Origin of the sequence: Ideonella sp. WA131b (assembly GCA_023657425.1) — a bacterium.
In the GTDB taxonomy this organism is placed as follows: Bacteria; Pseudomonadota; Gammaproteobacteria; order Burkholderiales; family Burkholderiaceae_C; genus Rubrivivax.
In genome coordinates, this window is record JAGTJW010000001.1 from 1,829,818 (window position 1) to 1,849,191 (window position 19,374).

Annotated in this window: 18 protein-coding genes and 1 pseudogene; 17 read left to right on the forward strand and 2 right to left on the reverse strand. The window is 69.9% G+C overall.

Features of this window, described 5'->3' with window-relative positions; all coding sequences use genetic code 11:
- Positions 1 to 30 precede the first annotated feature (30 nt).
- The 11 genes and pseudogenes from KA711_08405 to KA711_08455 all read left to right on the forward strand — a co-directional run bounded on the left by KA711_08405 (position 31) and on the right by KA711_08455 (position 10,828).
- On the forward strand, positions 31 to 1,035 hold the full coding sequence (locus tag KA711_08405; GenBank protein MCM0609007.1) for a glycosyltransferase family 2 protein: 1,005 nt from the start codon (positions 31 to 33) through the stop codon (positions 1,033 to 1,035).
- 16 nt (positions 1,036 to 1,051) lie between these two features.
- Entirely contained in the window at positions 1,052 to 1,756 is a 705-nt protein-coding gene (locus KA711_08410) for a methyltransferase domain-containing protein (protein ID MCM0609008.1), read from the forward strand.
- On the forward strand, positions 1,749 to 2,978 hold the full coding sequence (locus KA711_08415; protein ID MCM0609009.1) for a DegT/DnrJ/EryC1/StrS family aminotransferase: 1,230 nt from the start codon (positions 1,749 to 1,751) through the stop codon (positions 2,976 to 2,978). The genes KA711_08410 and KA711_08415 overlap by 8 nt, the downstream gene beginning before the upstream one ends.
- 30 nt (positions 2,979 to 3,008) lie before the next feature.
- Positions 3,009 to 4,166 carry an ATP-binding protein gene (locus KA711_08420; GenBank protein ID MCM0609010.1) on the forward strand — a complete coding sequence of 386 codons (1,158 nt, stop codon included), beginning with the start codon at positions 3,009 to 3,011 and terminating at the stop codon, positions 4,164 to 4,166.
- Positions 4,167 to 4,183: 17 nt separating this feature from the next.
- Positions 4,184 to 4,796 (forward strand): annotated as a pseudogene (locus tag KA711_08425) (sugar transferase).
- Positions 4,797 to 5,554: 758 nt separating this feature from the next.
- The gene (locus KA711_08430) at positions 5,555 to 5,977 is read left to right on the forward strand and encodes a hypothetical protein (GenBank protein MCM0609011.1); all 423 of its coding nucleotides are present in this window, start codon (positions 5,555 to 5,557) and stop codon (positions 5,975 to 5,977) included.
- Positions 5,970 to 7,430, forward strand: coding sequence for an IS21 family transposase (gene istA / locus KA711_08435; protein MCM0609012.1), 1,461 nt, complete (start codon positions 5,970 to 5,972; stop codon positions 7,428 to 7,430). The genes KA711_08430 and istA overlap by 8 nt, the downstream gene beginning before the upstream one ends.
- A gap of 13 nt (positions 7,431 to 7,443) precedes the next feature.
- Positions 7,444 to 8,205: an IS21-like element helper ATPase IstB gene (gene istB, locus KA711_08440; protein ID MCM0609013.1), complete on the forward strand. Its 762-nt coding sequence runs from the start codon at positions 7,444 to 7,446 to the stop codon at positions 8,203 to 8,205.
- 39 nt (positions 8,206 to 8,244) lie between these two features.
- Positions 8,245 to 10,164, forward strand: coding sequence for a polysaccharide biosynthesis protein (locus KA711_08445; protein MCM0609014.1), 1,920 nt, complete (start codon positions 8,245 to 8,247; stop codon positions 10,162 to 10,164).
- A 74-nt stretch (positions 10,165 to 10,238) separates the two neighbouring features.
- Positions 10,239 to 10,502: a type II toxin-antitoxin system ParD family antitoxin gene (locus tag KA711_08450; GenBank protein MCM0609015.1), complete on the forward strand. Its 264-nt coding sequence runs from the start codon at positions 10,239 to 10,241 to the stop codon at positions 10,500 to 10,502.
- Positions 10,499 to 10,828: a type II toxin-antitoxin system RelE/ParE family toxin gene (locus KA711_08455; protein MCM0609016.1), complete on the forward strand. Its 330-nt coding sequence runs from the start codon at positions 10,499 to 10,501 to the stop codon at positions 10,826 to 10,828. The genes KA711_08450 and KA711_08455 overlap by 4 nt, the downstream gene beginning before the upstream one ends.
- A 44-nt stretch (positions 10,829 to 10,872) precedes the next feature.
- On the opposite strand, the gene KA711_08460 is transcribed toward KA711_08455, so the two are convergent.
- Positions 10,873 to 11,127 (reverse strand): BrnA antitoxin family protein, encoded by a 255-nt coding sequence (locus tag KA711_08460; protein ID MCM0609017.1) that lies wholly within the window; start codon positions 11,125 to 11,127, stop codon positions 10,873 to 10,875.
- A gap of 239 nt (positions 11,128 to 11,366) precedes the next feature.
- On the opposite strand from KA711_08460, the gene gmd reads away from it, so the two are divergent.
- The 3 genes from gmd (at position 11,367) to KA711_08475 (ending at position 14,258) form a co-directional block, all read left to right on the forward strand.
- On the forward strand, positions 11,367 to 12,497 hold the full coding sequence (gene gmd / locus KA711_08465) for a GDP-mannose 4,6-dehydratase (GenBank protein ID MCM0609018.1): 1,131 nt from the start codon (positions 11,367 to 11,369) through the stop codon (positions 12,495 to 12,497).
- A 14-nt stretch (positions 12,498 to 12,511) separates the two neighbouring features.
- Positions 12,512 to 13,474 carry a GDP-L-fucose synthase gene (locus KA711_08470; protein MCM0609019.1) on the forward strand — a complete coding sequence of 321 codons (963 nt, stop codon included), beginning with the start codon at positions 12,512 to 12,514 and terminating at the stop codon, positions 13,472 to 13,474.
- A 625-nt stretch (positions 13,475 to 14,099) separates the two neighbouring features.
- On the forward strand, positions 14,100 to 14,258 hold the full coding sequence (locus KA711_08475) for a hypothetical protein (protein ID MCM0609020.1): 159 nt from the start codon (positions 14,100 to 14,102) through the stop codon (positions 14,256 to 14,258).
- Positions 14,259 to 14,302: 44 nt separating this feature from the next.
- On the opposite strand, the gene KA711_08480 is transcribed toward KA711_08475, so the two are convergent.
- Positions 14,303 to 15,361 (reverse strand): hypothetical protein, encoded by a 1,059-nt coding sequence (locus KA711_08480; protein MCM0609021.1) that lies wholly within the window; start codon positions 15,359 to 15,361, stop codon positions 14,303 to 14,305.
- A 469-nt stretch (positions 15,362 to 15,830) separates the two neighbouring features.
- On the opposite strand from KA711_08480, the gene KA711_08485 reads away from it, so the two are divergent.
- From KA711_08485 to KA711_08495, 3 genes are all read left to right on the forward strand, one after another.
- A complete protein-coding gene (locus KA711_08485) occupies positions 15,831 to 17,870 on the forward strand; it encodes a S8 family serine peptidase (protein ID MCM0609022.1) in 2,040 nt (679 codons plus the stop codon).
- Positions 17,855 to 18,643 (forward strand): hypothetical protein, encoded by a 789-nt coding sequence (locus tag KA711_08490; protein ID MCM0609023.1) that lies wholly within the window; start codon positions 17,855 to 17,857, stop codon positions 18,641 to 18,643. The genes KA711_08485 and KA711_08490 overlap by 16 nt, the downstream gene beginning before the upstream one ends.
- Positions 18,644 to 18,895: 252 nt before the next feature.
- Positions 18,896 to 19,285: a type II toxin-antitoxin system Phd/YefM family antitoxin gene (locus KA711_08495; protein MCM0609024.1), complete on the forward strand. Its 390-nt coding sequence runs from the start codon at positions 18,896 to 18,898 to the stop codon at positions 19,283 to 19,285.
- Positions 19,286 to 19,374 lie beyond the last annotated feature (89 nt).

Below are 19,374 nucleotides of genomic sequence, written 5' to 3' on the forward strand. Positions count from 1 at the left end.
GCCCCGGGCCCGCCTGCTGCCTGCTGCCCTGTGCGTGTCTCCGTCATCGTGCCCTGCCGCAACGAAGCCGCGTTCATCGACGCCTTCGTGGCCGCCGTGCGGGCCCAGCGCCTGCCCGCGGGCAGCGAGCTCGAGCTCGTGGTGGCCGACGGCGCCAGCGACGACGGCACGCGCCAGCGGCTCGACGCGCTGGCGGCGGCGGAGCCGCGGCTGCGTGTGCTCGACAACCCCGAGCGCATCACCCCCGTGGCGCTGAACCGCGCCATCGCCGCCAGCCGCGGCGAGGTGCTGGTGCGCATGGACGTGCACACCCGCTACGCCCCCGACTACGTGGCGATGTGCGCGCAGGTGCTGGCCGAGACCGGCGCCGACTGCGTGGGTGGCGCCTGGCGGCCGGTGGGCGAGGGCGCCACCGGCCGGGCCATCGCGGCGGCCTTCCGCAGCCGCTTTGGCAGCGGCGGCGCGGCCTCGCGGCGCGAGGGCTATAGCGGCCCGGTCGACACCGTCTACCTCGGCGCCTGGCGGCGCGAGACGCTGCTGGCCCTGGGCGGCTTCGACGAGGCGCTGGTGCGCAACCAAGATGACGAGCTGGCGCTGCGCATCACCCGCGGCGGTGGCCGCGTCTGGCAAGACGCGCGCATCGTCAGCCACTACACCCCGCGCGAGAGCCTGGGCGCGCTGGGGCGGCAGTTCTTCCAGTACGGCTACTGGAAGCTGGCCGTCATCCGCAAGCACCGGCTGCCGGCCTCGGCGCGCCACCTGGTGCCCTTTGGCTTTGTGGCCACCTTGCTGCTGCTGGCGCTGGCCGCGCCGTGGTGGGCGCCGGCCGCCGCGGCCCTGGCCGCGCTGGGCGGTGCCTACGCGCTGGCGCTGCTGGCCAACGGGCTGCTGGCCGCGCCGCGACTGGCCCTGCGCGTGGCCCTGGCCACCGCCTGCATGCAGCTGGGCTACGGCCTGGGCTTCGGCCGCGCGCTGTTCGAGCGGGTGGTCCTGCGCCGCGGCCCGGCCGCGGCCATGACGCGCCTCACGCGCTGATCGCCTGAGGCCCGCCATGCAAGAGCCCGACGACGACGTCGCCGCGATGGCCGGCCGCTACGCGCGCCGCGCGGCGCTGGCCGGCCTGTACGGCCCGCTGCGCCCCGAGGTGATGCAGGCCCGCCACGAGCGCCTGCGCGTGCTGGCCGCCTTGCTGCGCCGCCACGCCCGCGCCCCGCTGGGCGAGCTGCGCCTGCTTGAGGTGGGCTGCGGCCAGGGCGGCAACCTGCTCGATCTCATCGGCCTTGGTTTCGAGCCCGCCCACCTGCTGGCCAACGAGTTGCTGCCCGAGCGCGCCGCCGCCGCCCGCGCCCGCCTGCCCACCGCCGTGCGCGTGCTGCCGGGCGACGCCCTGGCCCTGCCGCTGCCCGACGCCGGGCTCGACCTGATCCTGCAGAGCACCGTCTTCAGCAGCCTGCTCGACCCCGGCTTCCGCGCCCGCCTGGCGGCGCGCCTGTGGGCCTGGCTCAAGCCCGGCGGCGCGGTCATCTGGTACGACTTCGCCGTGGGCAACCCCCGCAACCCCGACGTCGCCGGCATGCCCTTGGCCGAACTGCGGCGGCTGTTCCCGGCCGCTAGCATCGATGCCCGCCGCGTCACGCTGGCGCCGCCGCTGGCGCGCCGGGCCGCGGCGCTGCACCCGGCGCTGCCGGCCCTGCTGAACACCGTGCCGCTGCTGCGCACCCACCGCCTGGCGTGGATCGCCAAACCCGATGCCTGATCAGCCCGCCCCGCCCCAGCCACCCTTCCTGCCCTTTGCCCTGCCCGACATCGGCGAGGCCGAGATCGCCGAGGTCGTGGACACGCTGCGCTCGGGCTGGGTGACCACCGGCCCCAAGGCGGCCCGCTTCGAGCGCGCCTTCGCGCAGTTCCTGGGCGACGAGGCTCTGCACTGCATCGCCGTCAACAGCGCCACCGCCGGCCTGCACCTGGCGCTGGAGGCCGTGGGCATCGGCCCCGGCGACGAGGTCATCACCACCACCCACACCTTCACCGCCACCGCCGAGGTGGTGCGCTACCTCGGCGCCGACGTGAAGCTGGTGGACGTGGACCCGGCCACGCTCAACATCGACCCGGCCGCGGTGGAAGCCGCCATCACGCCGCGCACCAAGGCGATCATCCCGGTGCACTACGCCGGCCTGGCGGCCGACATGCCGGCCTTGCTGGCCATCGCCAGCAAGCACGGCCTGAAGGTGGTGGAAGACGCCGCGCACGCACTGCCCACCACCTGCCAGGGCCGCCTGGTGGGCACGCTCGGCAGCGACGCCACGGTCTTCAGCTTCTATGCCAACAAGACCATCACCACGGGCGAAGGCGGCATGCTGGTGACGCGCAACGAGGCCCTGGCCCGGCGCGCCAGGCTCATGCGCCTGCACGGCATGAACCGCGACGCCTTCGACCGCTACACCGCCAACGTGCCGGCCTGGTACTACGAGATCGTGGCGCCGGGCTTCAAGTACAACCTGACGGACATCGCGGCGGCGCTGGGCATCCAGCAGCTCAGCCGAGCGCAGGCCTTCCATGCGCAGCGCTGCCAGCTGGCGGCGGACTACGACGAAGCCCTGGCCGGGTTGCCGCTGGTGCTGCCGCCGCAGCCCCTGGCCGGCGACCAGCACGCCTGGCACCTCTACGTGCTGCGCCTGGCCGAGGGCGCCGGCATCGAACGCGACCGGCTCATCGAAAGCCTCTACGCAGCCGGCATCGGCTGCAGCGTGCACTACATCCCCCTGCACCTGCACCCGTACTGGCGCGACCGCTACGCCCTGCACCCCGCGCAGTTTCCGCACAGCCAGAGGGCCTACGAGCGCATGCTGAGCCTGCCGCTTTACACGCGCATGGGGCTGGCCGACGTGCAGCGCGTGGCAGCGGCCGTGCGGCAGGCGCTGGGCGCCCGGTCTGGATCTGTACAATTTCAAGATCCAACTTTGAAACAGTACAAGTAGCCGGCCCACCCCGGCCCTTCCATCCTTGCCATGATCACCCGCCAGGCTGCGACCACGCTGCACCAGCTCGCCCTGGGCTTCCCGGTGCTGGTGATCACAGGCCCGCGCCAGTCGGGCAAGACGACCCTGGCGCGCCAGGGCTTCCCGCAGCTGCCCTATGTGAACCTCGAGGATCCTGACACGCGCGCGCTGGCCAGCTCCGACCCGCGGCGTTTCTTCGGCCGGCTGGCGGGTGGTGCGGTGCTCGACGAGGTCCAGCGCGCGCCGCAGCTGCTGTCCTACCTTCTCGGCGTGGCCGATGCGTCACCGCAGATGGGGCGCTGGGTGCTCACCGGCTCGCAGCAGTTCGGCCTGATGGACGGCGTGACGCAGTCTTTGGCCGGCCGGGCCGGCCTGCTGACGCTGCTGCCGCTGAGCAACGCCGAACTGCAGGGGCGCCCAGGCACGCTGGAGCAGCGCCTCTGGCAGGGCAGCTACCCGACGCTCCACGCCGAGGGCCGCCAACTGCGCCCCGAACACTGGTACGCCAGCTACATGGCCACTTACGTCGAACGTGACGTGCGCCAGCTGCTCAACGTGGCCAACCTGCAGCTCTTCCAGCGTTTCGTGGCCATGTGTGCGGCGCGCAGCGGGCAGCTGCTGAACCTCAACGCCATGGCGTCCGACTGCGGCATCAGCCAGCCCACCGCCCGCCAGTGGCTCACGGTGCTCCAGGCCAGCCATCTGCTGACGCTGCTGCCACCGCATCACCGCAATTTCGGCAAACGCCTGGTCAAGACACCCAAGCTGTATTTCCTGGACACCGGCCTGCTGTGCTGGCTGCTGCGCATCGGCTCGGCGGAGGAGCTGCTGATCCACCCCGCCCGAGGTGCCGTCTTCGAGACCTGGGTCGTGGCCGAGGCCCTGAAGCACCGATACAACCTCGGCCTGCCCGCGGACCTCTACTTCTGGCGCGACAACCACGGCCTGGAGGTGGACCTGCTCTTCGAGTCTGCCGGCCGCCTGCACAGCGTGGAGTGCAAGTCGGGCACCACCTATGTCGCGGACTGGATGGACGCCGCCCGCCGCTGGCGGGCCGCCGCCGGTGCCCAGGCGGCGGGCACCACCTTGGTCTACGGTGGCGACGAGGGCTTCGATCGCGAAGACCACCGCGTGCTGAGCTGGCGCGAGCTGGGTGCGGTCGCATAGCGCGGTGCAATGAGCCCATGGCCAAGCGTCTGTTCGACATCGCCGTGAGCCTGCTCGTGCTGCTGCTGCTGGCCCTGCCCATGCTGGCCATCGCGGCCTGGATCCGGCTCGACTCGCCCGGGCCGGTGTTTTTTGGCCAGCAGCGCGTGGGCCGCCACGGTGTGCCGTTTGTCATCCACAAGTTCCGCACCATGCGCCATGTGGCGGAAGCCGGTGCCACGGGTCTGCCGCTCACCGTGGGGAACGATGCCCGCATCACCCGCGCCGGCCGCTGGCTGCGCCGCACGCGGCTCGACGAGCTGCCGCAGCTGCTGAACGTGCTCGCGGGCCACATGAGTCTGGTGGGCCCGCGCCCCGAGGTGCCGCGCTACGTGGCGCTGGTCTCGCCAGAGTTGCGCGCGCGCGCTGGCCGTGCGCCCTGGCATCACCGACCCGGCCTCGCTGGAGCACCTTGATGAAGCCGCGCTGCTGGCCGCCGCGGCCGACCCCGAGCGCGAGTACGTCGAGCGCATCCTCCCGCGCAAGGTAGCGCAGGCGGCGGCCTACGCCGAGCGCGCCACACTGGCATCAGACCTGGCCGTGCTGGCGCGCACGGTGCGTGCGCTGCTGCGGCGGCGGCCAAGCCCATGAAGGCCGCCGCCGCTTTAGGCCTCTGGCACCGGCTCGACCTGCTGCTGGCGCGCCTGCGCCGCCACCGCGAGCCGCTGGCGCTGTGGGCGCCGGCTTGAATTTGTCTTCTTTCAGCCGGTCTGAACGTGCGTGTTCTTGCTGATCCGTCTTCTTCGGATCACCGTCTCTGACGGTCTTCTTCAGCTCCGTTCTCCTTCTTCTTCAGACTCTGCGCCGACGAGTGTTCGCTCGAGGTGGTTGTCGCGCTCGACGGGTTCGTTGGGGAGCGACGATGGCCAAGGCGGGACAGCGCAAGTGCATGTCGTGCGGGGAGTTTTTCCTCCCCGACCATCGCAGCGGTGAACGTCAGCGCTACTGCTGCGCCGTCGATTGCCGGCGCGCGAGCAAGGCAGCCAGCCAGGCCGCCTGGTTGTCCAAGCCATCCAACCGCGACTACTTCAGCGGCCCCGTGCACGTCGCCCGCGTCCAGGCTTGGCGCGCCGCGCATCCCGGCTACAGCTGCGACCGGGTGCGCCCGCCGCGGGCGTTACAAGATCTCTTGCCGCTGCAAGTGCCTGATTCGATTGAGGAATCGGCCAATCGTGTCGAGGCTCCCGGGGCGCCCCCGACCGTGGCGTTACAAGATCTCTTGATCGCCGAATCGCCTTTGCTGGCGGGGCTTGTGGCCCATCTGTTCCAGCCGGCGCTACAAGATGACATGGCCAGCACCACCCGGCGCCTCGTACAACTTGGGCGCGACGTGATCAACGGGAGGTGCGGTGAAGGCCATCAAGCAGCTACTTCGGCCCGAGCGGCTGCGCCAGGTCCCCGAGCAGTTCAGCTGGGTTGACCAGGCGCTCGTGCAGCAGCACTTCATCGACCGCTGTGAGGCCCGCTCGGCGGCGCTGTACCTGTTCCTGGTCACGGTGTCCGATGCCCAGGGCCTGAGCTACTACGGCTCGGCCACGCTCGCCCGGCGGCTGCACCTGAGTGACGAGCAGTTCGCCGCGGCACGCCAGCAGCTCATCGAGCTGGATCTCATCGCCTATCGCTCGCCGCTGTACCAGGTGCTGGCCCTGCCGGGGACCGTGGCGGCGCAGCGCCCGGCGCCGCGTCCACCGGGCGTTGCCGGGGCCAACACCGGCGGCCAGCCCGTGAGCCTGGCCGCGCTGCTGCAGCAGGCTCGAGCGCGCCGTGGTTGACTACGAGACCTACTGCCGCATCCGTGACCACCTGGTGCGCCAGCAACTCACGGTGGCGCAGACCGCGCGAGCGCTGGGCCTGGATGTACGCACCGTCGCCCGGTGGGCGCAGGCCGAACAGTTCCGAGCGCGCAAGGCCGTGCTGCGCGCCAGCAAGCTCGACGCCTTCAAGGGCCAGATCGTGCGCTGGCTCGACGCCCACCCGTACAGCGCCCAGCAGATCTACCAGCGGCTGCTCGAGGCCGGCTACGGCGGCGGCATCACCATCGTCAAGGACTACGTGCACCGCATCCGCCCGCGACAGCGGCCGGCCTTCCTCAAGCTGGACTTCGAGCCGGGCGAGTGCGCGCAGCTCGACTGGGGTGAGTTCGGCACCGTCGCCGTGGGCAACACGCGCCGGCGCCTGAGCTTCTTCGTGATGGTGCTGTGCTACAGCCGGCGCATGTACCTGGAGTTCACCGTGTCGCAGGAGATGGAGTTCTTCCTGGCCTGCCACGAGAACGCCTTCGCCGCCTTCGGTTCAGTGCCCGCGCGGCTGATGGTCGACAACCTGAAGTCCGCCGTGCTCAAGCGCCTGGTCGGTGAGGCGCCGGTGTTCAACCCCAAGTACCTCGACTTCTCGCGCCATTGGGGCTTCCAGATCACCCCCTGCAACGTGGCTTCGGGTTGGGAGAAGGGACGCGTGGAGAACGGCGTGGGTTACGTGAAGAAGAACTTCCTGGCCGGCCAGGAGTTCATCGACTTCAGCGCCGTGCAGCCCGCCGCGCAGCTGTGGGTGGACACGGTGGCCGACGTGCGCGTGCACGGCGCCACCCAGCGCCGACCCGTGGACATGTTCGAGGAAGAGCGCGCCCGCCTCAAGCGGCTCAACCCCGTCGGGTTCGACCTCGCACGCGTGCGCACGGCAAGCGTCAACAAGCAGTTCCGCGTCGCGCTGGACTCCAACACCTACTCCGTGCCCTCGCGCCATGTGGGTCAACGCCTGACCCTGAAGGCCTGGGCCGACCGCTTGTGCATCTATGCCCACGACCAACTCGTCGCGCTCCACGCGCGAAGCATGCAGCGCAACAAGGACTTCGAGCTTGCCGAGCACGCCCAGCAACTCGCCCAGCAGCGCAAGAGCGCCCGCGAGCAACGCCTGCTGGTGCAGTTCCTGGCCCTGTCGCCGCGCGCCCAAGCCTACCGCGAGGGCCTGGAGGCCCGGCGTGTGAACGCCCGGGTGCACCTGCGCCAGATCCTCGCCCTGGCCGAGATGCACGGCCGCGAGGCCGTCGAGCGCGCCATCGACGACGGTCTGGAGCTGCAGGCCTTCAGCGCCGAGTACATCGCCCACATCCTGGCCGCGCGCCGGCGCATCGGGGCCGAGCCCGCCGCCCTGCAGCTCACCCGCAGTGCCGACCTGCTCGACATCGAGATCCCCGCGCCCGACCTGTCCATCTACGACCGTGAGTGAAGGAGCGACAACCATGCGAGCACGCCACGCCCACCCCGATGCCCTGTCCGCGCAGGCCAAGCTCACCGCGCTGAACCTGCCGTTCATGCGCGAGAACTACCAGCCACTGGCCAAGGCCGCCGCCGACAAGCAGTGGTCGCACTTGGCCTACTTCGCCGAGCTGCTCAACGGCGAGGCCGCCCAGCGCGAGGACCGACGCGTGCAGCGCTGCATCCGCCAGGCCCGCTTCCCCGTGCTCAAGACCATCGACAAGTTCGACTGGAACTGGCCCACCAAGATCAACCGGCCGCAGATACAGAACCTGTTCCACCTGGACTTCGTGGCCCGGCACGCCAACGTGGTGTTCATCTCCGGCGTCGGCCTGGGCAAGAGCCACTTGATGACGGCCCTGGGCTATGCAGCGTGCCAGCGCGGGCACTCGGTGCTGTTCACCGGCGCCATCGACATCATCAACACGCTGGCCACCGCGCAGGCCGCCGGCGGCCTCAAGCGGGCGCTGGCAGCCTACGTCAAGCCCGAGGTGCTGTGCATCGACGAGCTGGGCTACCTGCCCATCGACAAGTTCGGCGCCGACTGCCTGTTCCAGATCATCAGCCACCGCTACGAGCGCGGCACCACGCTGTTGACAACGAATCGCCCGTACAAGCAATGGGCCGGGATCTTCAACAACGACGCGACCCTGGCCTCGGCACTCCTGGACAGGCTGCTGCACCACGTCGAGACCGTCGTGATCGAAGGCAAGAGCTACCGCGGCCAGTCACACGCCGAGATCTGAAGCACGCCGGCATCCACTGCGTGCCGCGTCAGCGCCGGCATCACGCCACTCCCTCCGCGATCCCCTCAGCATTTCGAAACCGGCCAGAACTCAACACGTTCGCACCGGCGCCCACAGGCGCTGCTCGTCGACGCCGCGGTGGTGGCGCTGTGCTGGAACGCCACCTACCTGTTCCGCCTGGGGTTCGAGCGATGGTTCGTGGCACGCGCCGGCTACGACACGTGGGTGCTGGCCGGCGTGGTGCTGGCCTACGTGGCGGCCTTCTGGCTGCTGCGCGTGCCCCGGGGGCTGTGGCGCTTCTCGGGCTTTGGCGACGTGCAGCGCTTCGCGCTGGCCTGCGCGCTCGCCGGTGGCCTGAGCGCGGCGGTGATCATGGCCGCGGGGCTGGTGAAGATCCCGCGCTCGGTGCTGGCGCTGCACCCGGTGGTCACGCTCATGGGCCTGGCGCTGGTGCGCATGAGCTACCGCATGTTCTACGAGCACCTGCGCGGCCGCATCGCCGGGCCGGTGGGCGAGGTGCGGCGCGCCGTGGTGCTGGGGGCCGGCGCGGCGGCGCGGCTGCTGCTGGCAGGCCTGCGCGCCCAGGGCTGGGCCGTGCTGGGCCTGCTGGACGACGATCCCGGCAAGCAGGGTGCCGTGGTCGGCGGCGTGCCCGTGCTCGGCCCGCTGCACACGCTGCCGCATCACGCCGGTCCCGGCAGCGAGGGCGCGGCCACGCACATCGTGGTGGCCATGCCCTCGGCCACGCGGGCCGAGCGCCGCCGCGCCTTCGACCTGGCCGCGGCCACCGGCCTGCCTGTGCTCACCGTGCCCAGCGCCGACGAGCTGCGCACCGGCGCGGCCCGCGTCGAGCGGCTGCGCGACATCGAACCGGAAGACCTGCTCGGCCGCGAGCCCGTGGTGCTGGACGAAGCCGGCGTCGCGGCCACGCTGCGCGGCCGTGTGGTGCTGGTCACCGGTGCCGGCGGCAGCATCGGCAGCGAGCTGTGCCGGCAGGTGGCGCGCTTCGGGCCGGCGCGGCTGGTGCTGGTGGAGCTGTCGGAATTCAACCTCTACACGCTCGAGCAGGAGCTGGCCGAGGCCTACGCGCAGGTGCCGTGCGTGCCGCTGATCGGCGACGTGAAAGACGCCGCCTGGATGCAGGCCACGCTGGCCCGCTGGCGGCCGACCGTCGTCTTCCACGCCGCGGCCTACAAGCACGTGCCGCTGATGGAGGGCCGCAATGCCGCCGCCGCCCTGGCCAACAACGTGCTGGGCAGCGTGTTCACGGCCGAGGCGGCGGCGCTGGCCGGTGTGGAGCGCTTCGTGCTCATCAGCACCGACAAGGCCGTGAACCCCAGCAACGTGATGGGCGCCAGCAAGCGCGCGGCCGAGCTGGCCGTCACGGCGCTGGCCGCGCGCCACCCGGGCACGCGCTTCATGGCCGTGCGTTTTGGCAACGTGCTGGGCAGCAGCGGCAGCGTCATCCCGCGTTTCAAGGAGCAGATCGCACGCGGCGGCCCCGTGACCGTGACGCACCCGGACATCATCCGCTACTTCATGACCATCCCCGAAGCCGCACGCCTGGTGCTGCAGGCCGGCGCGCTGGGCGAGAGCGGGCAGGTGATGGTGCTGGAGATGGGCGAGCCGGTGAAGATCGTCGACCTCGCGCGCGACCTCATCCGCCTGTCGGGCCACACGGTGGATGAGATCGCCATCGAGTTCACCGGCCTGCGCCCCGGTGAGAAGCTCTACGAGGAACTGCTGGCCGACACCGAGGCCACGCTGCCCACCCCGGTTGAGCGGCTGCGCGTGGCGCGCATCGCGGCCGGCGATGCGGCGGCGCTGGGCAGCTGGTTGGCCCAGGCGCAGGCCGTGGGCGCCGACGACGAAGCGGCGCGTGCGCTGCTGCGGCGCTGGGTGCCGGAATACCGCCCGGCTGCCGATGATCCCGCCCGTTCAACCCACGGCAGCACATGAAGAGTGCCCCGATCACTGGCATCGCCGGCCGAGACGGCCTTGCCAAGGTTTGCCAAGACATCTAGGCTGCCGGCATGAGCACAATGAACATTTCCTTGCCCGACAGCCTCAAGGCATTCGTCGACGAACAGGTCAGCCAGCGTGGCTACGGCACCAGCAGCGAGTACGTGCGCGAACTGATCCGCCGCGATCAGGATCGGCTGCAACTGCGCAACAGGCTGCTGGCGGGCGCTTCGTCGGCATCGACAGCGCCGGTGAACGAGACCTACTTCGAAGGCCTGCGCGAGCGGGTTCGCGGCGCGGCCCAGGTGGCGAGCAAGACACGCAGCCGGTCGTGAAGCCCAAGCCCGTCGTCCCGCGCGACAAGGCCCGGCAGGATGTCGAGGATGCACTCAGGACCTACATGGCCGAAGACGCCGAGGCTGCCGCGCTCGGTTTCATCGACGCCTTGGAGCAGGCCTACGCGCACATCGGGCGCTATCCTGCGACTGGGTCACCTCGCTACGCGCATGAACTGAATCTGCCGGGCCTGCGCTCCTGGCCGCTGACGCGCTACCCCTACCTCGTCTTCTATGTCGAGCGCTCGGACCGCGTCGATGTCTGGCGTGTGCTGCACGGCCAGCGCGACATCCCTGCGTGGATGCAGAACCCGGAAGACATCTGAGGCGGCAGCAAGCCTGCGGGCTGCGTGGTCGTGCGCGTCATGCATCAAGGCGCCATGCGCGCCACCAGCGCTGCCAGGCGTGTTTGCCAACCCGGGCCACTGGCTCGCCATCGTTCCAGGGCCTGGGGCTCCACACGCACGGTCAAACGGGCCTTCACCACCGCCGACTTGGGCCGACCACGCAGCTTGGCTTGCAGCGTGGCGGGCAGCTCGGGCAAGCGCCTGGCAGCGGCAGCCTCGTCAGCCGTCCATTCGGGGTTGTCGTCGTCAACCGGATGGGTCTTGGGTTTCCTGCTCATGGATGCGCACCTCTCCGAAATCGAGCTGCCCTGCGAGTGCAAACGACAGTCCGCGTTCCCGGATGTTGCGTTCGTTCTTTGCAGGGTCGAAGCTGACCTCCATGGCTATTTATTGTGCGCACGAAAAGTCGACTGTCAAGGCCCGGGCGTCATGGCTGCCCGCGCGCGCTGCCGCGGCGCTGGGTGCCGGCTGACCACCCGGCCACCGATAATCCCGCCAGTTCAACCTACGGCATCGCATGAAGAAGGCACTCATCACCGGCGTCACCGGCCAGGACGGCAGCTACCTCGCCGAGTTCCTGCTGGAGCAGGGCTACGAGGTGCACGGCATCAAGCGCCGCGCCTCGATGTTCAACACCCAGCGTGTCGACCACATCTACGAAGACCCGCACATCGACAACCGCCACTTCGTGCTGCACCACGGCGACCTGACCGACGGCAGCAACCTCACGCGCATCCTGCAGCAGGTGCAGCCCGACGAGGTCTACAACCTGGGCGCGCAAAGCCACGTGGCCGTGAGCTTTGAGGCGCCGGAGTACACGGCCGATGTCGACGCCCTGGGCACGCTGCGGCTGCTCGAGGCCATCCGCCTGCTGGGCCTGAAGGACCGCACGCGCTTCTACCAGGCCAGCACGTCCGAGCTCTACGGCCTGGTGCGCGAGACGCCGCAGACCGAGACCACGCCCTTCCACCCGCGCAGCCCCTACGGCGTGGCCAAGCTGTACGCGTACTGGATCACCGTCAACTACCGCGAGGCGTATGGCCTGTACGCCTGCAACGGCATCCTGTTCAACCACGAGAGCCCGCGCCGTGGCGAGACCTTCGTCACGCGCAAGGTCACGCGCGGCCTGGCCCAGGTGGCGCAGGGCCTGGCGCCGTGCCTGTACATGGGCAACCTGGGCGCCCTGCGCGACTGGGGCCACGCGAAGGACTACGTGCGCATGCAGTGGCTGATGCTGCAGCAGAGCCAGCCTGAGGACTACGTCATTGCCACCGGCGTGCAGCACTCGGTGCGCGACTTCATCGGCTGGACGGCCCAGGAGCTGGGCCTGCAACTGCGCTTTGAGGGCGAGGGCGCCGACGAGCGCGCCGTGGTGGCCGCCGTGCACGACGCCGCCAAGGCCCCGGCGGTGAAGCCGGGCGACGTGGTGGTGCGTGTCGACCCGCGTTACTTCAGGCCCGCCGAGGTGGAGACGCTGCTGGGCGACCCCGCCAAGGCCAAGCGCCAGCTGGGCTGGGAGCCGCGCATCACCGCGCGCGAGATGTGCGCCGAGATGGCCGCCGAAGACCTGAAGCTGGCGCGCCGCGCCGCGCTGCTGCGCGCCCACGGGCACGACGCGCCCGTGGCCAGCGAGGAACGCGGCGCGTGAACGCCGCCGCGGACCTGGACGCGCCGGTGTTCGTGGCCGGCCACCGCGGCATGGTGGGCTCGGCCATCGTGCGGCGGCTGGCGGCGCTGGGCCACCGCCGCATCCTCACGGCCCCGCGCGAGCAGCTCGATCTGGCCGACCAGGCCGCCGTGCGCGCCTGGCTGCAGCGCGAGCGGCCCACCGCCGTGGTGCTGGCAGCCGCCAAGGTGGGCGGCATCCAGGCCAACAACAGCTACCCGGCCGACTTCATCGCCGAGAACCTGCAGATCCAGCTCAACGTCATCGACGGGGCCCACCGTGCCGGCGTGCAGCGGCTGCTGTTCCTGGGATCGAGCTGCATCTACCCCCGCCTGGCGCCGCAGCCCCTGCGCGAAGACGCGCTGCTCACGGGCCCGCTCGAGCCCACCAACGAGCCCTACGCGGTGGCCAAGATTGCCGGCATCAAGCTGTGCGAGAGCTACAACCGCCAGCACGGGCGCGACTACCGCAGCGTGATGCCCACCAACCTGTACGGCCCGGGCGACAACTTCCACCCCGAGCACAGCCACGTCATCCCGGCGCTGATGCGCCGCTTTCACGAGGCCGCGCAGCGCGGCGACGCCGAGGTGGTGGTGTGGGGCAGCGGCACGCCCATGCGCGAGTTCCTGCACGTGGACGACATGGCCGCGGCCAGCGTGCACGTGCTGCACCTGCCGGCCGAGGTGTACCGCCAGCACACGCAGCCCATGCTCAGCCACATCAACGTGGGCACCGGCGTGGACTGCAGCATCCGCGAGCTGGCCGAGACGGTGGCCCGCGTCACGGGCTACGCTGGCCGGCTGGTGTGGGATGCGAGCAAGCCCGACGGCACGCCGCGCAAGCTGCTGGACGTATCGCGCCTGGCCGCGCTGGGCTGGCGCGCGGGCATCCCGCTGGAACAGGGCCTGCGAGAGACCTACGCGTGGTTCTGCGCGCACGCGGCGCACGTGCGCGGCTGAAGCGGGGCTTGCCCTGCTTGCCAAAGCCCCCGCGGGCACTTCGACAGGCTCAGTGCGAACGGTTTTTTGGCGACGGCGCCCGGCGTCTTGCAAACCATCCGTTCTTGACCCCGAGCCCTCGCAAACCATCCGTTCTTGACCCCGAGCCCTCGCAAACCATCCGTTCGGGCTGAGCTTGTCGAAGCCCCTGTGGGCACTTCGACAGGCTCAGTGCGAACGGTTTTTTGGCGACGGCGCCCGGCGTCTTGCAAACCATCCGTTCTTGACCCCGAGCCCTCGCAAACCATCCGTTCTTGACCCCGAGCCCTCGCAAACCATCCGTTCGGGCTGAGCTTGTCGAAGCCCCTGTGGGCACTTCGACAGGCTCAGTGCGAACGGTTTTTTGGCGACGGCGCCCGGCGTCTTGCAAACCATCCGTTCTTGACCCCGAGCCCTCGCAAACCATCCGTTCTTGACCCCGAGCCCTCGCAAACCATCCGTTCGGGCTGAGCTTGTCGAAGCCCCTGTGGGCACTTCGACAGGCTCAGTGCGAACGGTTTTTTGGCGACGGCGCCCGGCGTCTTGCGAACCATCCGTTCTTGACCCCGCGAGGCCAAGGCGCCCGCCAGCAAGCCGGCGGACCCCGATGTCCTCCCGTAGCCTGCCCGTCAGGCTCTCCAAGAATGCGCGCCAGGACTTCATCGACATCCATCACAAGGAGTGCCATCACGTGGGCAAGCGTATGGCGGTCGGGCAGGCGGCCGAGCCGGAGATTTCGCAGCCCAAGGCAGAGAGCCTGGCCTGAGCTTCAGGCACAACATCCAGGCGCGAACATGACGACGGTGCAAATCAACTTGCCCGATGAACTGGCACAGAAGGCGGCCAGCGCATCGCTGCCCGCAGCGCATCAACAGCTGCCGGATGGGCGGCAAGAAGCTCCTGCAGCGCAGGCAGCCGCGTCCTGGCCGCCTCCATGACGGGCCCGGGGGCCGCCGCGGCGGCTTGCTCCAGCGCCCCGTCTTCCAGGTCTGAGAGCACCGCGGCCAGAACGGCTGCCTGCTGCAGGTCTTTGCGGGCCTTGGCCGTGTCAGAGTGCCGCTGGGTGCTGGAGTACAGCTTGTGCCACAAGAAGCGTGCGGGGTCAGGCAGGTTGGCCGGTACGCAATGGCTGCCCGCCAGCACGGCACCGCCGCGTGGCGCCTGCAGCAGGTAGTCGAAGAACGGCACGGTCTGCGCATGCCAGGCCAGCTCGGGCACGGGCACGACGCTGCCCAGCACGGCGCCCGGCACCAGCACGTCGACCCTAAGGCCTTCTGCCCCGGGCCTCTTCACGGAGGTCGACGGTGCGCCGGACGCGAGGCCGGGCACCGGGAAGAACTCCAGAAGCGTGGCCTGCACCGTCTGCAGGAAGGAAACCGGTGCTGCCAGCTTCAGCGCTTGCCGTCGCGCCAGGTCGATGTCTTGCGTTCTGGCGGCAACAGCCACCGCGCCCAGCTCGTTGAGCAGCGACACGAAGGCCAAGGAACCGACGACTGCCAGCCCCCCGGCAAAAAGCTGCCGGTTGTGCAGCTCGACGAGCAGCCGCGCCGCGTCTTTATCGGCAACCTGCATCCCGAGTGCGCGAAGCTGCCGCACCTGGGACTGCATCCAGACAGCTGCATCCATCCGCGTCTGCATCGCCTGCAGGGCAGCGCTGTCGGATTGGCGACAGACGAAGTCTTCCACCTCCTTGCCCGCAACCGACTTGTAGCGCCGATACCAGTAGCCTTGCCCCTTGATGGATCGCAGCGTCAGGGTCCCGGGGGTGCCGGGCAGCAGCTCAAGCTCTGTCCGCGCCCGTTCCTTGACCTCGGCATACTGGGTGTGGAAGTTCAGCTCGAGGCGGCGGTAAAGGGGCGTCGCGGGCATAGGCGTTCTGCTGTGGCGGCGCGAGTCTAGCCCATCTACCCCGCTGAATTCCGCTTTGCGGGGTAGACGCGATCTTCCGGCTGGCCTGCCCCCATCCAGCAGCAAGGCCGGGCGGACTCGCTCCATCACAAGGAGTGCCATCACGTGGGCAAGCGTATGGCGGTCGGGCAGGCGGCCGAGCCGGGGATTCGCAGCCCCCGCGGGCACTTCGACAGGCTCAGTGCGAACGGTGTTTTGGCGACAGCGCCCGGCGGCCCACCGCCTGGCTTTCCCCAGCCAAGCGATGCGGTAAGGCCGGCGTGCACGTGATGACCTGCACTTTGACCCTAAACTCCTGCAGGTTGATGTCTGGGCGCAAAACCTTGCGTCTCTCACCGCCGGCAACATCGCCGCCTCTCCGCTGGGCCGCCTTTGCAGGTGAACCGGTCGGATTTCAACTGATCCTGGTTCTGCGAAAGAGCGCCTTGCCATGAAAACGCAACTCCCCCCGGCCGCTTCCGCCTTGGGCCGGCGCGTGCACCTGCTTCGATTGGGGCTGACCGCAGCGGCCTTGCTTGCAATGGCAGCCTGCGGCGGTGGCGGCGGCGATGCGGCCGGCAACGCCGCAGCCAACACCAACCCCACGGTGAGCGCGCAGGTGCAAGACCTGCAGCCCAGCGACCCGGCCGACTCCGTTGGCGTCTTCGTGCAGCTCCAGACCGCAACACCCACCAGCGGCGCCAGCGTCACCGCCGACGATGCGCGCGAGCTGGCCCAAAGCCAGTTTCTGGCCGATCTGGCTGAGGCCGCCAAGCGCCCGGCCGTCGGTGCGAGCACCGGCACCAGCTGTGACGTGAGCGCCTTGTCGGCCCGCATCGCCCAGGCCTACAAGCCCAAGAGCGGCACGGCGGTGCGCATCGAACTCTCGGCCTGCGAACTCGGCCTGCTGCCCAAGATCGGCAACGTCAAGGGCGTGTTCGCCGACATCCCGCTGAGCACCAACCAGGTTGCCACCAGCAACACGGTAGCCGCCCTGAACAAGGCGGTGGTCGACGGCTTTGACGGCAGCAAGGCCTGGCCCAGCTACACGGTAGGCGGCAACGCCCTGCAAGCCGTGGGTGCCGGCACCGTGATCGCGGTGCTCGACACCGGTGTGGACGAGCGGCACCCCGCTTTCAACGGTACTGGCAAGGTGCTCAAGGGCGCGTGCTTCTCGACACCTTCGACGGGCGGCATCGGCTTTTGCCCCAACGGCGCCACCGTCGACACGGTCAGCGCGGAGGCGGGCCGCAGCTGCGTAGACAAGTTCGGCAGCGCCAACGGCGCCCAGGCCCTGGGCGGTGGTTGCGGCCACGGCACCAGCATGGCGGCCACCGCGGGCATGGCCTACATCAACGGCGCGGTCACCGCAGGTGGCCTGGCCAAGGCGGCCTCGATCCTGCCGGTGCAAGTGTTCAACGGCAGCACCGGCAACGGCAAGATCAGCGTGTCTGCCAACTCCGGCGATCTGCTGGCCGGTATCGAGTGGGTCACGGCACAAGCCCAGGCCCGGCTTGCTGCGGGCCAACCGCCCATCGTGGCCATGAACCTCAGCCTGGGCGGCGGAAGCTTCAGCGCCGCCTGTGATTCAGATTACGTCGGCAGCCTGTTCTTCACCGCCTTCTCCAACCTGCGCGCCCAGGGCGTGGTGCCCGTGGTGGCCGCAGGCAACGCCTACAACACCACGGCGATCTCGTTCCCGGCCTGTGTGAGCAACACCGTCAGCGTGGCCGCCACCAAGCTGGGCGGCACCACCCCGGCGAGCTACACCAACTTCAGCTCGCAGGTGAAGCTGTTTGCCATTGGTGGCGACATCGAAGCCCGGTACAGCATGCCCACGCCCTGCCCGTCGGCCAGCCAGGGCTTCGAGTGCTGGGCCCCCGGCGCCGGCACCTCGCCGGCCACGGCCATGGTCTCTGGCGCCGTGGCGGTGCTGCGCAGCCTGAAGCCCGGTGCCAGCCTGGCCGAGATCGAGGCGGCGCTGCTCACCAGCGACAAATCGCTCACCCTCAACGGCCAGACCCGGCCCTTGCTGCGCACCTCCAAGGCGGGAGCCCAGCTCTTGGGGGTGGCGGGTGTGGACACCCCCCCAGCGCCGCCGCCACCACCGCAACAGCCACCACCGCAACAGCCACCGCCACCGCCACCGCCCGTGGCCGCGGAACTCACCCGGCTGTGCGTTTACAGCGGCACCAACTACACCGGCCGCCGCGCCTGCGGGGTGTTCGCCAAGGGCAGCGCTTTGGTCTCCACGGGCTCCTGGCAGGTGGCGTCGCTGCGCTTCTTTGCCTTTGACGTCGCCAACCCGACCGCCGCAGCCCCGCTCGCCGCCAACCCCTTCCCCACGGTCACCCTGTACGACACCCTGACGCGGATCTCCCGCAACGGCGCTCAGGGCGTGGTGGTCAAGGCTGACTCTGCCGATCTCACCGGCATCCTGCCGTCCAGGGGCCAGGTGCGAATGCTCAGTTTCGAGTGGCCCGCCAACTGATGGCCGGCGCGCCGTGGGCCGGCGCGCTGGCTTGCGGCCTGGCAGGGCTGGCGCTGGCGCCCGGTGCGTGGGCGCAGAGCGCACCGGGGGGGCTGCGGCTGGGCTTGTCTGCGGGCTACACCCACTACAGCGAGCCGCAGATGCAGCTTGCTGGTGCCCACCTGGGGCTGCATCTTCGGTGGGCGCAACCCCGCGGGCTGGAGAACTGGGCGTTCGAGGCCCATGCTCTGCTGGGCGCGCCCGACTACAGCAGCCCCGTCAGCGGAACGATCGACCGACGCCCCACCGTCCAGACCGCGTGGCGCGCGCTCTATGGCAAGCCGGTGGGCACCGAGCCGGCGGCCCGCTTCGAGGCCGGGCTGGAATGGCAGGCCTACTACAACGACCTGCGGGGCACCACCAGCCGTGGCGATGTGGGCTACGAGCGCGAACGCTACGGCCTGTGGGCGGTGGCCGCCTACCAGGCACCGGTGGCGGGCGCGCAGGCCTGGGGCGCACAGAGCTGGCGGCTCGAGGCAGCGGTGCTGTTGCAGGGCTGGGCAGTGTCGCGGCTTTCGCAGGTATCGACCGTCTACGACGACACGGTGAACCGCCAGAACCGTGGCCTGGCGCTGCGCGCGCAGCGCAGCTACCGCCACGCGCCCGGCTGGTTCACGCCCTACGTCAGCGTCAGTTGGCTGGATGATTCAGACATCAAGCGCAAGCCCAGCTACACGGTGAAGGAACCCACCAACACCACCTGGCAGCTCGGCGTGAAGTGGTTCTGGCAGTAGCCGGCAGGCCGCGGGGCCGTGCACGCCGATTCCAGGCTGCGCTGGTGCGAGCCGCGCAAGAAGATGCCGAACGGGCCGCCAACCCCAAGGCCCCCGCGCCACGGCCCACGGCCTGCGCGCCTGGGCCTGAGCGAGGTGAGCGAACTCGCGCGCGCGGCCGGCTCTGCGAGGGCGATGCTGCGCGAGCAGCTGCGCCGCCGTGCAGGAGCGTATATTGAACTGGTCAGGACACCAGTCATTGTGAGGTGAGCCATGCAGACGTGGCCTATCCAAGACGCCAAGGCGCGGTTCAGCGAGTTCCTTGAGACTTGCCTTGCCGAAGGCCCGCAGATGGTGACGAAGCGGGGAGCTGAGGTTGCGGTTCTCGTTCCGGTGGACGAGTGGCGCCGACTCCAGGCTGCGGCGCGGCCGAGCCTCAAGCAACTGCTGCTCTCCGAGCAAGGACGTGGCGACCTGGTGGTTCCAGCTCGAGGTGCCGCGCGTCGACACGCGCTCAGCTCGATGCTGGCTGTGCAAGGCCTCTTTCCAGGCGCAGGCCCCACCCGGTCAGAGAGAAACGGCATCCCGCTGTTGCTTGGCCGCCGGCCTGCGGTGCCCGTGACCATGGAGTTGGTCAACCGACTCCGCGACGAGCAGCCATGACGCGCTTCGTCTGGGCGTCAACGTCCTGATCGCGCTGGTGGACAGCCTCAGCTTGGTTGACAACGCCTTGGTGGATGCATCAGTGCTGT